Source organism: Pseudomonas sp. JV449, assembly GCF_032424295.1.
Taxonomy (GTDB): Bacteria; Pseudomonadota; Gammaproteobacteria; order Pseudomonadales; family Pseudomonadaceae; genus Aquipseudomonas; species Aquipseudomonas marginalis.
Genome location: NZ_VYKD01000017.1, coordinates 179,718 through 192,629, shown reverse-complemented (window position 1 = coordinate 192,629; position 12,912 = coordinate 179,718). Strand labels below are relative to the sequence as shown.

The 12,912-nt window shown below is 63.1% G+C and carries 13 protein-coding genes and 1 pseudogene; 6 read left to right on the top strand and 8 right to left on the bottom strand.

Translation table 11 applies throughout. The features are described from left to right. Positions 1-175: Lrp/AsnC ligand binding domain-containing protein (locus tag F6S08_RS17300; protein ID WP_315872029.1), on the top strand; the 175-nt coding region annotated here is incomplete at its 5' end. 312 nt (positions 176-487) lie between these two features. On the opposite strand, the gene xylB is transcribed toward F6S08_RS17300, so the two are convergent. The 6 genes and pseudogenes from xylB to F6S08_RS17270 form a co-directional block, all read right to left on the bottom strand. Beyond that, the gene (gene xylB, locus F6S08_RS17295; protein WP_315872021.1) at positions 488-1,948 is read right to left on the bottom strand and encodes a xylulokinase; all 1,461 of its coding nucleotides are present in this window, start codon (positions 1,946-1,948) and stop codon (positions 488-490) included. A 16-nt stretch (positions 1,949-1,964) separates the two neighbouring features. Continuing rightward, positions 1,965-2,957 carry a LacI family DNA-binding transcriptional regulator gene (locus tag F6S08_RS17290; RefSeq protein WP_315872020.1) on the bottom strand — a complete coding sequence of 331 codons (993 nt, stop codon included), beginning with the start codon at positions 2,955-2,957 and terminating at the stop codon, positions 1,965-1,967. Between the two features lie 21 nt (positions 2,958-2,978). After that, positions 2,979-3,911 (bottom strand): ABC transporter substrate-binding protein, encoded by a 933-nt coding sequence (locus F6S08_RS17285; RefSeq protein WP_137211933.1) that lies wholly within the window; start codon positions 3,909-3,911, stop codon positions 2,979-2,981. A 34-nt stretch (positions 3,912-3,945) separates the two neighbouring features. After that, on the bottom strand, positions 3,946-4,923 hold the full coding sequence (locus tag F6S08_RS17280) for an ABC transporter permease subunit (protein WP_027605811.1): 978 nt from the start codon (positions 4,921-4,923) through the stop codon (positions 3,946-3,948). Beyond that, positions 4,916-6,448 (bottom strand): sugar ABC transporter ATP-binding protein, encoded by a 1,533-nt coding sequence (locus F6S08_RS17275; protein ID WP_065927571.1) that lies wholly within the window; start codon positions 6,446-6,448, stop codon positions 4,916-4,918. The genes F6S08_RS17280 and F6S08_RS17275 overlap by 8 nt, the downstream gene beginning before the upstream one ends. Positions 6,449-6,659: 211 nt before the next feature. Next, positions 6,660-7,111 (bottom strand): annotated as a pseudogene (locus tag F6S08_RS17270) (zinc-binding dehydrogenase); the annotation flags it as partial. Positions 7,112-7,349: 238 nt separating this feature from the next. On the opposite strand from F6S08_RS17270, the gene F6S08_RS17265 reads away from it, so the two are divergent. The 5 genes from F6S08_RS17265 to F6S08_RS17245 all read left to right on the top strand — a co-directional run bounded on the left by F6S08_RS17265 (position 7,350) and on the right by F6S08_RS17245 (position 12,526). Further along, positions 7,350-7,910, top strand: coding sequence for a GNAT family N-acetyltransferase (locus F6S08_RS17265; RefSeq protein ID WP_315872019.1), 561 nt, complete (start codon positions 7,350-7,352; stop codon positions 7,908-7,910). Positions 7,911-8,114: 204 nt separating this feature from the next. After that, the gene (locus F6S08_RS17260; protein WP_074846780.1) at positions 8,115-9,464 is read left to right on the top strand and encodes a sensor histidine kinase; all 1,350 of its coding nucleotides are present in this window, start codon (positions 8,115-8,117) and stop codon (positions 9,462-9,464) included. Continuing rightward, positions 9,449-9,835 carry a response regulator gene (locus F6S08_RS17255; RefSeq protein WP_074846779.1) on the top strand — a complete coding sequence of 129 codons (387 nt, stop codon included), beginning with the start codon at positions 9,449-9,451 and terminating at the stop codon, positions 9,833-9,835. Before F6S08_RS17260 ends, F6S08_RS17255 begins: the two co-directional genes overlap by 16 nt. A gap of 9 nt (positions 9,836-9,844) precedes the next feature. Continuing rightward, positions 9,845-11,089 carry an EAL domain-containing response regulator gene (locus tag F6S08_RS17250; protein WP_065927574.1) on the top strand — a complete coding sequence of 415 codons (1,245 nt, stop codon included), beginning with the start codon at positions 9,845-9,847 and terminating at the stop codon, positions 11,087-11,089. Between the two features lie 84 nt (positions 11,090-11,173). Continuing rightward, positions 11,174-12,526, top strand: a complete 1,353-nt coding sequence (locus F6S08_RS17245; RefSeq protein WP_315872018.1) for a sodium:proton antiporter — start codon at positions 11,174-11,176, stop codon at positions 12,524-12,526. On the opposite strand, the gene F6S08_RS17240 is transcribed toward F6S08_RS17245, so the two are convergent. Both F6S08_RS17240 and F6S08_RS17235 read right to left on the bottom strand, forming a co-directional pair. Continuing rightward, on the bottom strand, positions 12,517-12,651 hold the full coding sequence (locus F6S08_RS17240) for a hypothetical protein (RefSeq protein WP_256097785.1): 135 nt from the start codon (positions 12,649-12,651) through the stop codon (positions 12,517-12,519). The genes F6S08_RS17245 and F6S08_RS17240 overlap by 10 nt on opposite strands. 11 nt (positions 12,652-12,662) lie before the next feature. Further along, positions 12,663-12,875 carry a hypothetical protein gene (locus F6S08_RS17235; protein WP_065927576.1) on the bottom strand — a complete coding sequence of 71 codons (213 nt, stop codon included), beginning with the start codon at positions 12,873-12,875 and terminating at the stop codon, positions 12,663-12,665. Between the last annotated feature and the right edge of the window lie 37 nt (positions 12,876-12,912).

Here is a 12,912-nt window from a genome sequence, read left to right as displayed (position 1 = left end):
CACCGAATGCGACAAGGTCACCGGCGAAGACTGCTTTATCGCACGCCTGCACGTGCGCACCATGGACCATCTCGACAGCCTGCTGGATCGGATCAATGCCTATGCCGAAACCAACACCGCCATCGTCAAGAAAACCCCGGTGAAGCGACGTTTGCCGCCGCTGACCAACGACTGAACCGTAACACACCGATTCCTGTGGAGAGTGGGCCTGGTGTGGTGAGCAGGCTTCCTGTGGCAGGCGGGCTTGTTGTGGTGAGGTGGCAAGCGGGCTTGCTGTGGTGAGCGGGCTTGCCCCGCGCTGGGGCGCGAAGCGGCCCCTAAACCTGACTACTCACTATGCCTGGATAAACGCGGTGCCTTTATTGGGGCTGCTTCGCAGCCCAGCGCGGGGCAAGCCCGCTCACCACAACAAGCCCGCTCACCACAGCAAGCCCGTTCCCCACACAACAGGCCCGCTCACCATAACGGGCCCGCTCGCCACAGGAGCCTAGTCGTGAAGGGCCTTGGCGGCGGGCAGCAAACTTTGAAACTTGCGATAACGCGCCGCCAACACCGGCTGCTGCGTCAGGTCAGGTGTGTACCGGGCTTTGACCGGCATCCCCGCCGCGAGCAGCTCCGCCCCCTGCCCCATCGCCACAAACCCGAGCTTTGCCGCGCCAATACACGCGCTCAATTCACTGCCCTGCAAGGTGAAGATTTCCCGCTGCAGGATATTCGCCAGCAGCTGCGCCCAGTACTCACTGCGCGCACCGCCACCCACCAGGGCGCAGGCTCCCACGTCGGCGCCGGTCGATTGCACCGCGCGCAACGCATCGAGCAAACCGAAACCCACCCCTTCCATCACCGCATAGCCCAGCATCGCCGGTGTGCAGTCGTGGCCCAGGTTCATGAAGCCGCCGCGCAGCAAAGGATCGTTGTGGGGTGTGCGTTCGCCGGCCAGGTACGGCAGGAACAACGGTGTCCCCAAAGGCACGTGCTGCTCAATCGGCAATTGCGCCTGCACCTGCTCCAGCAACGTTTGCTCATCGGCCATACCCGTCAGCCGTGTGACCCAGCGCAGGCAACTGGCGCCGGCGAGCATGGCGCCCATGGTGTACCAGCGGTTGGGCAGCGCGTGGCAGAAGCTGTGCACTGCACTGGCCGGGTTGCCTGCAGCGTGATCGGTGATCGCAACAATGGCCGCGCTGGTGCCAAGGGTAATAAAGCCATCACCGGCGTTGACCGCGCCGATGCCGACCGCCGCCACAGGGTTGTCACCGCCACCGCCGGCAATCACCACCTCAGCTGACAGGCCCAGTCCCGTGGACGTCAACAAAGCGCTCGCCGCACCACCCTCCACCAGCCTGGGCAATTGCCCGGGCGTAAGGCCTGTAGCGCGAACCATCGGGGTAAACCATGCCCGCCGCGCCACATCCAGCCACAACGTACCCGCCGCGTCGGACATCTCGCTGATGCGCTCGCCACTCAAACGCAAGCGCAGGTAATCCTTCGGCGACAGCACGCAATCAATCGCCTGGAACACCTCGGGCTCATGCCGTTGCAGCCACAGCAGTTTCGGCGCGGTCAGCCCGGCCATCGGCAGGCTGCCGGTGACGTCGGCGAAGCCGGGCCCCAGCTGTTCGGCTTCGGCCATTGCACGGGAGTCGTCCCACAGGATCGCCGGGTACAATACGCGGTTGTCCGCCCCCAGCAACACCGCGCCGTGCATCTGCCCCGACAGGCCGATACAGGCCACGCGGGTAAACGCCTCGTGTCCGCGCAGTTGCGCCAACGCCTGCAAGCAGGCTTGCCACCAGTCTTCCGGCGCCTGTTCAGACCAGCCGCTGTGCCGGCGTGACACGCTCAAGCGCACGCCGGCATGGGCCAGCACCGCGCCCGTGGCGTCCATGAGGATGGCTTTGAGTTCCGACGTGCCCAGGTCAATGCCCAGGGAAACAGGACTGTTCATGCGTGTGTTATTCCCATCAATGACAGCCACAGGAGTTACGTAACTGCAGGGTCGGTGCCAGGCGCACGCTCTGGGGCGCTGCGTCAGGCGACGCCATGCGTTGCAGCAACAGGTCGACCGCGCGGGCGCCAAGGGCCTTGACCGGCTGTGCGATCAGGCTCAAGCGCGGCACGAAAAAATCCGCCCAGTCAAAATCATCAAACCCCACCAGGGCCATTTGTCTCGGCACTTCAAGCTGCGCGTCACGCAAGGCGTGCATCGCGCCGAGGGTCATCAGGTTATTGCCGGCCATGATCGCCGTGGGTGGCGAAGCCAGGCCCAGCAACTGCGCCGTGGCCTGGCGCGCCGGTTCGGTGTTGGAGCCACCGTTGACCAGCAAGTGCGGATCGAAGGCCAGCCCCGCCGCGTGCAACGCCGCGCAGTAACCCGCCACCCGCTCATCTGTGGTGCTGAACCCCGTGCGCCCGGCGATAAAACCGATGCGGCGGTGCCCGTGCCCGATCAGGTGCTCAATCAGGGCCTGGGTGGCCTGGGCATTCTCCACCCCGACCTGGTCAAACTGCTCGCTCATCATGCGGTCCACCAACACCGCCGGAATCTCGTTGGCGCGCATGTACTCCAGGGCCATCGAACCGTTCGAAGGCGCCAGCACAATACCGTCGACCCGCCGGTGATGCAGCGCCGTGACGACCCGCAGCTCCTGCTCCGGGTCGTCGTGGGTGTCGACAAACAGCATCATGTAGCCGTGCTTGGCGCACTCGGTTTCAATCGCGTGCACCGTCTCGCTGAAGTAATGGTTGGACAGCGCCGAGATCGCCACGCCAATCGTGTTGGTACTCGACCGCGCCAGCGAGCGTGCCAGGGTGTTGGGGATATACCCCAGCGCCTGGATCGCCCGCTGCACCGCCAGCACCGTGGCCGGGCTGACCTTGCGGGTGCCGTTCAACACGTGTGACACGGTCGACGTCGACACCCCCGCCCTGCTTGCCACGTCATCCATGGTCACCACGACGCTGTTCCTCTCAGGCTATCAGTGTTTACTCGACCAGCCGCTGTACGTACCGACGTTGTCGCGGGTGATCAGTTTTGGCGTGAGCAGGGTCACCGCTTCGGCCGGGGCCTTGTCGTTGAGCAGGTCATTGCCGACATTCACCGCCGTCTGCGCCATGGCCCACGGGTCCTGGCTGGCTGACGCCTGGATCTGGGTATCGGTCTTCAGCGCGTTCTCGATATCCGGCGCGCCGTCCACCGAGGTGATGATGATGCCGCTGCGTTTGAGCTGCTTGGCCGCCAGGTCGCTGCCGATGGCTTGCGGGTCGTTGATCGCAAACAGGCCGTCGATTTTCGGGAAGCGCGTGAGGTAGCCTTGCATCACGTTCAGGCCGCCTTCGCGGGAGCCTTTACCGTCCTGGTCGTCGGACAGCACCTTGATGTCCGGCGCGCCGGCCAATGCGGCTTTACAGCCTTTGACGCGGTCGGTCACGGCGGTGACTTGCGGGCCGTTCTGGATAATCACGTTGCCCTTGCCGGCAAGCTTGTCCACCAGGTATTGGCAGGCCAGCTTGCCGGCTTCGACGTTGTCGGTCTGCACGGTGGCATTCACGCCCTTGGCGTCCACATCCACCGCCACCACGACGATGCCGGCATCCCGGGCTTTCTTGATCGCCGAAGCCATGGCCGAAGGGTCGACGGCGTTGATCAGAATCAGGTCGACCTTGGACGAAATAAAGTTATCGATCTGCGAGAACTGCTTGCTCAGGTCGTAGTCGGCGGACACCGAGGTGACCTTGACGTTGGGGTTCAGCTCCTTGGCCCGGGCCGTGGCGCCATCGGCCAGGGTCACGAAATACGGGTTGCCGAGCGAGCCCATGCTGATGCCCAGGGCCTTGAGTTCGCGGGCCTCTGCGGCTTGGGACATCAGGGCAGCCAAGGCAATGACGGGAAACATGCGTTTAAGGTTCATGCGGGTCTCTCTTGTGATTGTTGTATGAGTGAAATCAGGTCCGTGCACCGGACTGGCGATAGCGATCCAGCGCGACCGCGCCGATGATCACGATGCCCTTGATGATGTACTGCCAGATGTCCGACACCCCCAGCAGCACCAGGCCGTTGGTGAGCACCGCGATAATCAGCGCGCCGATCAGCGTGCCGCCGATGGTGCCGACGCCGCCGGTAAAGCTGGTGCCGCCGAGGATCACCGCGGCAATCGCATCCAGCTCGTAGGATTGCCCCAGTTGCAGGCCGTTGGCGGCGAACAGGCGCGAGGCGCTCATCACCGCACCCAGACCGGCCAAGGCGCCGGACATGGCGTAGACGAACAGCAGCACCTTCCACACCTTGATCCCGGAGAGTCGCGCCGCTTCGGGGTTGCCGCCCACCGAATAGATCTGTACGCCCATCACCGTGCGGCGCAGGATGAACCACGACAGCGCCACCACCGCCACGGCGATCACCACCAGCCAGGGCACGCCGAGGATCGAGTCGTTGCCGATAAAGGCAAACGGCAGGTCGGGGTTGAACACGGTCTTGTCATCCGCCAGCAGACGCGCCAGGCCGCGCATGGCGGTGAGTGCGCCAAGGGTGACGATAAACGGCGGCAGGCGCATGAAGGCAATCAACCCACCGTTGACCAGGCCCAGCAGCAGGCCGAAGCCGATACCGGCCGCAATCCCGAACATGCCGAACTGCGGCGACATCGACGCCTGCAGCGCCACCACGGCCGACGCCGCCAGGATCGCGCCCACCGACAGGTCGATCCCCGCCGTGAGGATCACAAAGGTCATGCCCGCCGCCAGCACCACGTTGACCGAGGCCTGCTGGGTGATGATCGACAGGTTTTGCATGGTCAGGAAGTTCTCGCTGGCCAGGGCGAAGCCCACCAGCAACAAAATCAGCACCGGCAACATACCGACCGTGCGCATCAGTTCGCGGGCACGTTCGGCCTTGCCTGTTGTTGCAATCATCGAATCAGCCATGGGCAACCACCTGATCGCCACCAGTGGCGAGGTCAATAATACGTTCCTGGGAGATGACGTGACCGGAGGCCCCGCCGACTTCGGCCACCAACTGGCCTTCGCGCATGATCAGCACCCGGTCGCAGGTGCCGATGATTTCCGGCAGCTCGCTGGAGATCACCACGATGCCCACGCCGGCCTGCGCCAGTTGATTGATGATGCGGTAGATCTCGGATTTGGAGCCGATGTCCACGCCGCGTGTGGGTTCGTCGAGGATCAGCACGTGGGGCTTGACCTCCAGCAGCCGCGCCAGCAAGACCTTCTGCTGGTTGCCGCCGGACAGCGTGCCGACATTGACCTTGCCCGACGCCACGCGAATCGACAGCGACTTGATCGCGTCATTCGAGCGTTGCGCGGCGTGAGCCCGGTCAAGCACGCCACCGGCACGGGCATCCGGCACGCAGGCGCAGACGTTGATGTTGTCGGCCACGCTCATGTCCAGGAACAGGCCCTGGGCCTTGCGGTCTTCGGTGAGGTACACCACGCCGGCACGAATCGCATCCGCCGGGTTGCGCAGTTGGGTCACGGTCTTGCCCACCACTTCCAGGGTGCCGCTGGTGCGCGGATCGGCGGCGAAGATCAGCCGCGCCAACTCGGTGCGCCCTGCCCCGACCAGCCCCGCGATACCCAGCACTTCACCGGCATGCAGGTCGAAACTGCAATTACGCACGCGCTTGCCATCGGCCATGTCACGCACACGCATCACCACCGCACCGGGGTCGTAGGCGGCGTGTTCCTTCTTGTAGAAACCGGACAGATCGCGGCCCACCATCATCTTCACGAGGACTTCGGCCGACAGCGCGTCGCGGCTCAGTTCGCCGATGTATTGGCCGTCGCGCAGCACCGAGACACGGTCCGACAGTTCATAGATCTCGGCCATGCGATGACTGATGTAGATGATCGCCAGGCCCTGGCTGCGCAATTGCTTGATCAGCGCAAACAGGCGGTCGGTCTCGCGCGACGACAGCGGCGTGGTCGGTTCGTCCATCACCAGGATCCTGGCATGGGCGTGCAAGGCCCGGGCGATTTCCACCAGCTGACGCTCGGCAATCGACAGGCTGCTGACCTGGGTGGCCGGGGTGAATTCGGCGCCCAGACGCTGCAGCACTTCGACGCAACCGGCTTGCATGCCCTTGCGGTCGATGGTCCAGCCACGGCGCAGTTCGCGGCCCAGGTAGATGTTCTCGGCCACGCTCAGGTTCGGGCACAGGCTCAATTCCTGGTAGATCACGGCGATGCCGAGGGCTTTGGCGGTGGCGGGGGTAAAGGTGGCGACGGCCTGGCCGGCCATGCGGATTTCACCGCCGGGATCGGCCTGGTAAGCGCCGGAGAGGATTTTCATCAGGGTCGATTTGCCGGCGCCGTTCTCCCCCATCAAGGCGTGGATTTCGCCGGGGTAGACCTTCAGGCCGACATTCTTGAGCACGCGCAAACCGTTGAAGGTTTTGCTGATGCCCTGCATCTCAAGCAAGGGTTCAAGGCTCATCAATGAGCTCCTGGTTTTATTATTTTTGTCGTTCAGCCCTCTTTGATCAGAGCCGATTGCCACCGACTCTAATCAGATACATTTACTTACGCAAGCGCTTGCGCAGCCCGTTTGTCGCTAGAAGAAACGTTTCATCAAGCGCATAAAGTGCAATTTTGGCATTTCTAACGTTTTGGCAGTCTGCGCACCAGGGTGTTCTGCGCGCAGGCTTTCAAGGCGTAATCGCGACTTTCATCACCCCATCGCGCTGATGGGCGAACAGTTCATAGGCCGCCTCGATGTCGTCGAGCTTGAAGCGGTGGGTCACCAGCGGCGACAGGTCCACCCCGCCGCTGGCGACCACCGCCATCAAGCGACGCATGCGTTCCTTGCCGCCGGGGCACAGGGTCGAGACGATGCTGTATCCCCCAGGCCTGCGCCAAACGCGTCATAGGGGATGCGCAGGTCGCTGGAGTACACCCCAAGGCTGGACAAGCGGCCACCGGGACGCAGCACGCGCAAGGCCGATTCGAAGGTGCCTTGGGTGCCCAACGCCTCGATCGCCACATCCACGCCACGCCCGTCGGTCAGGGCCATGATCTGCTCGACCACGTTGCCTTGCTTGAAGTCGACGATATGGGTCGCGCCCAGGCCACGGGCGACGTCCATGCGTTCGCTGACGCCGGCTCTCATGGTTGCCATGGTGTGACCTCCTGCTGGGCATGTGGGGTGGGACCAGACTGCGCCGCGACGGCGGGCCGAACGTTGATCATGGTCAACCCTTTGCCGCTGCGCATGACCGAACGTCGCCTGCCCTGCCCGGCGGCCAGGCGTCTTGATGCAGATCAATGGCGCCCCTGCTCCCAGGGGCATGATCGAACAAGGCACCGCTGCCCGATGCTGACCGCCAGGAGCCCACACCATGCCTATCGAAGCACGTAACCAGCAGGCCGCCCTCGCCTACGCAGCACTGCCGAAACCGTACTGGATCGATCAGCTCGACGATGGCCGCCATGTACTGGTGCGCCCCCTCGGCGCCGACGACCGTGAACGGGAATACAACTTCATCAAGGGCCTGTCCCGTGAATCGCGGCACGCGCGCTTCCTGGGCGAAATCAACGAGCCCGGCAAGACCCTGATGGACCAATTGATGGATGTCGATAACCAGCAACGCCTGGCCTTTATCGCCCTGGTGCACGACAACGGCCAGTTGATCGAAATCGGCGTGGCCCGCTATGCAGAGGCCAGGACGGATGAATGCGAATGCGCGGTCACCGTGGCCGATGCCTGGCAGCACCTGGGCCTGGGGCGCCTTTTGATGCAGCACCTGATGACGGCGGCCCGCGCCAATGGCTTCAAACGCATGTACACGGTCGACGCGGCAACCAATGCGCCGTTGCGCGAGTTGAACCAGGCCTTGGGATTCCACAGCGTCATCGACCCGGATGACAGCACCCAGGTCATCAGCAGCGTGATGCTCTAAGCCGCGCCGCCCGGTAACAGGGCGGCCCGCCGCCCTGTGTCGGCGTACACTCGTTTGAGTGTATCCATACCGTAGTGCGGGCGGTATCTGCTATTGTCCGGGGACCTCATCTCCTCCTCATCGCGTCCACGCGATTTTCTGTGAGCATGCTCTGCGGCCCTGTCATCGACACGGCCGGGCCTGACCTGCCTGGAAAACACCGCCATGGACAAACCCGTCACTGGACCACCGCTTGAAGCCCAATCACGGGCTGAAAAAATCGTCGAATTCAAACGCCAGAAAAACCTGCTGAAAACCGGTGCCCTGCAAGACGCAATCTTCAACAGCGCCTACTTCTCCAGCATCGCCACCGATGAAAAGGGCGTGATCCAGATCTTCAATGTCGGCGCCGAACGCATGCTCGGCTATGCCGCCGACGATGTCCTCAACCGCATTACCCCCGCCGACATCTCCGACCCCGCCGAACTGATCACCCGCGCCGCCGCCCTCAGCCTGGAGCTGGACACGCCGATCACGCCGGGCTTCGAAGCGCTGGTGTTCAAGGCGTCCCGCGGCATCGAGGATATTTACGAGCTGACCTATATTCGCAAGGACGGCAGCCGCCTGTCGGCCATGGTCTCGGTGACGGCGCTGCGCAACCGGCATGACACCATCATCGGCTATCTGCTGATCGGCACCGACAACACCGCACGCAAACACGAAGAAGCCGAACGCAAGGGCTTTGAGCGCGCGCTGGAGGAAAAGAACCTGGAGCTGGAACATGCCAGCCATATGAAGTCCGAGTTCCTCGCCACCATGTCCCACGAATTGCGCACACCATTGAATGCGGTGATCGGTTTTTCCGAGGCGTTGAAGGACGGGCTGGTGGGCGACATGAGTGAGACCCAGCGCGAATACATCGGCGACATCTTCACCAGCGGCCAGCACCTGTTGTCGCTGATCAACGACATTCTCGACCTGTCCAAGGTCGAAGCCGGGATGATGGACCTGGAGCTGGAAGCCGTGGAGCTGGAGGGCCTGCTGTCCAACAGCCTGTTGATCGTGCGCGAAAAAGCCGCCCTGCAACGCATCCAGTTGAAGCTCGAAAGCCAGGGCGACTTCGGCACACTGGCCCTGGACCTGCGCAAGACCAAGCAGATCATCTACAACCTGCTGGCCAATGCGGTGAAATTCAGCGCCCACGGCAGTACCGTGACCCTGGCGGTGCGCCAAGTGGCCCGCGCACAGGTCGGGCGAGTGCCCGGCGATTGGCCGATGCACGGGTTTGCCCTGCAACCCAGCGCCCACCAGCAGTTCCTCGAATTGAGCGTCAGCGACACCGGCATCGGTATTGCCGAGGACGACATGGGCAAGCTGTTCAAGGCCTTCAGCCAGATCGACAGCAGCCTGGCGCGCAAATTCGAAGGCACTGGCCTGGGCTTGGCGATGGTCAAGCAACTGGTCGACCTGCACGGTGGCAGTGTTGCGGTGGCCAGCCGTGAAGGCCAGGGCGCCCGGTTTGTGGTGTGGCTGCCACTCCACCGCGGCACGGAGGCGCAATGGCCCATATCCTGATCGTCGAAGACAACCAGGCCAATATGCGCCTGGCCCGGCTGCTGCTGGTCAACGCCGGCCACACGGTGGTGTGGGCCGCCGACGCCGAGAGCGGGCTGACCCTGGCCCGTGAAGCCCAACCGGCGCTGATCCTGATGGATATCCAATTGCCGGGCATGGACGGCCTGGCCGCTACCGCGCTGCTCAAGCAGGACCCGTACACTGCCCATATCCCGGTGATTGCCCTCACCGCCATGGCCATGAAGGAAGACCGTGAAAAGACCCGGTTGGCCGGTTGCGATGCCTACATCAGCAAGCCGCTGCGCTACAAAGAGCTGTACCAGGTGATCGACACGCTGTTGCAACACCCCCCCCTCTCACCCCTCAGATGAGTCCTCTCCATGGCCAGCCAACCCGCAACGCTGTTGATCGTTGATGACGAACCCCAGGTTCGCAAGCTGCTGGAAACCCTGTTGCAACACGAGGGCTACCAGACCCTCACGGCGGCCAGCGGCGAAGAAGCCTTGCAACTGGTGGCCAAACAGCCGCCCGATCTGATCCTGCTGGACATCATGATGCCGGGCATGGACGGCTACGAAGTCGCCAGCCAGCTCAAGGGCGACGCAGCCACGGCGAGTATTCCGATCATCATGCTGTCGGCCCTCAGCGAGTCAAGTGCACGGGTCAGTGGCCTGGAAACCGGTGCCGAAGAGTTCATCAGCAAGCCGGTGGAACGGGTCGAACTGTGGCTGCGGGTGCGCAACCTGCTGCGGCTCAAGAGCCATGGCGATCAACTCAAGCGCCATAGTCAGTTGCTTGAGCAGCAACTGCGCCAACATGCCGGTGACAGCACGCGCATGAACGTGCACGACCTGGCCCGCCAGGACCTGGAAAACGCCCTGCGCCAGGCCGTGGAGCACGATGAGTTCACCCTGCACTACCAGCCAAAAGTCGCTTTGGCCGACGGGCAGATCTGCGCCCTGGAGGCACTGCTGCGTTGGGAGCGCCCAGGCTACGGTGCGGTATCGCCGGCGGTGTTCGTGCCCGTCCTGGAAAGCCTGGGTTTGATCGTGGAGGTAGGGCGCTGGGTGATCCGCAGCGTGTGCCAGCAGATTGCGACGTGGCAGCGCAGCGCGATTGGCGCCGTCGAGGTGTCGGTGAACGTCTCCGGCCATCAGTTGATCGAGGGCGACCTGATTGCCGATATCGCGCGTATTCTCACTGAGACCGGCGTCGAACCCCATTGGCTGGAAGTGGAACTGACCGAAGGCTCGCTGATGGAGAATACCCAGCACACCATCGCCAGCCTGCAACGCCTGCACGCCATGGGCGTGAAGATCTCCATTGACGACTTCGGCACCGGCTATTCGAGCCTGGCCTACCTGCGACGCTTCCCCATCGACACGCTGAAGATCGACATTGCGTTTATCCGCGAGGTCACCAGCAACCCCCAGGATGCCGCGATCACCCGTACCATTATCGAGTTGGCCCATAGCCTGAACCTGCGGGTGGTGGCCGAAGGTGTGGAAACCCAGGCGCAATTGGCGTTCCTCAAGGAGGCCGGCTGCGATCAGATCCAGGGCTACCTGTTCAGCCGGCCGCTGCCTACTGAAGACCTGGAGCGCCTGCTGATCAATCGCCAATGAATTCAAGGCGACGCAATCACATTGAACCTGCAGTCAGCGACACGCCTCGAACGTGAATAGACCACGGCCCTGGACACCCTCCCGATGACTTTTATTCTATGGATGGCCGTCCTCGGTGCAGTGCTGCTGACCCTTGCCCTCACCTCCTCTTACCTGCGCTGGATGCCGGTGACCACCTCGGCGGTGTGCCTGTTGCTGGGCGTGGGCATCGGCCCCCTCGGCGTGGACCTGCTGCACCTGGACATCAAGCAATCTGCGCGCTGGATGGAGCACCTCACGGAAGTCGCGGTGCTGTTTTCACTGTTCGTCAGCGGGCTCAAACTGCGCCTGCCCCTGGGCCATCGCACCTGGCGCATCGCGTTCGGCATGGCCGGGCCGGTCATGCTGCTGACCATCCTCGGCAGCTGCCTGGCGCTGCATTACGTGTTTGAACTGTCGTGGGGGGTGTCGCTGCTGGTGGGTGGCATTCTCGCGCCGACCGACCCGGTGCTGGCGGGGCTGGTGCAGGTCAATAATGCACAGGATTACGATGCGCTGCGCTTCGGTTTGTCCGGAGAAGCCGGGTTGAACGATGGCACGACCTTTCCCTTTGTGATTTTTGCCTTGGTCTTCATGCAGCACGGCGGCTTTGACGGTGACTGGCTAGGCGGTTGGGCGTTGAAGAACCTGTTATGGGCGGTGCCGGCAGGGCTGTTGATCGGCTACTGGATGGGCCGGGGCATTGGCCGCACGACCCTGTGGCTACGCGTCAACAACAGTGATAGTACGCTCTCCCCCAATGACTACCTGACCCTCGCCCTGATCGCCCTGGCCTACGTGGTGGCCGAAGCGGTGGGGGGGTACGGCTTTCTGTCCGTATTCGCCGCCGGGCTCGGGCTGCGTCAGGCAGAGTTCAGGTCAACCGGCAACTCCCACACGCCCTCGGAGCATTTGGCGCTGCCGGTGGTGGGTCATCTTGAGGTGGAACCGGAGCACGCTCTGCAAGGGGATGTGAGCGAGCTGGCCGAGACCCAGATCGCCGCCGGCGTAATGATGGGCGACATGCTCTCGTTCGGCAGCCTGGTGGAGCGCTCGATGGAAGTGTTCCTGGTCACGGTGCTCGGCATCGTGCTGGCCAGTCATTGGGATTGGCGGGCATTGCCGTTGGCGGCGTTGCTGTTCTGCGTGATTCGACCGGTCAGTGTGTTTGCAATGCCCTGGGGTCGCCTGGTCGATCGCCAGCAGCGCGGGCTGATGGGCTGGTTCGGGATTCGCGGAATCGGCAGCATCTACTACCTGTTCTACGCGCTCAACCATGGCCTTGTCGGCACCAGCAGCGCGGTGGCGGTGAACCTGACGTTGTCAGTGATCGCCTTGAGCATCGTCGTTCATGGCTTGAGTACCCAGCCGATGCTCGCGTGGTATGAACGACGTGCCCAGGCGAAAGCTCAGTCCTGACGCTCGGTATTGCCCACATCCGCCGCGTCATCCAGATCATTGAGCGGTACTTCTGCATCATCCATCAGGGAACCCGGGTCTTCATTGCCCGGATCGTTGAGCTCTTCTTCCAGTTCTTTGGACATGACCGTCTCCTCTAACCGCCTTGGGTGTCGATATCGGCATCGGTTTCAGGCTTGGGCTCGCGCTCAGGCTTGAAGTCTGGACTGTAGTCGTTTTCCCTGGCCTTGGGATCGGCGGCGGGTTTCGGGTCTTTCGGGGCATCGGCCGCCGTGCCTGGGGCCGGTTCGCCGCCGTCGATTGCCGGGTCGTTACGGTTGCTGGTCTGGGGGTCTTTGTCTGTGCTCATGGGTCACCTCTTTGGAAAAAACGCAGACTGCGTCAAG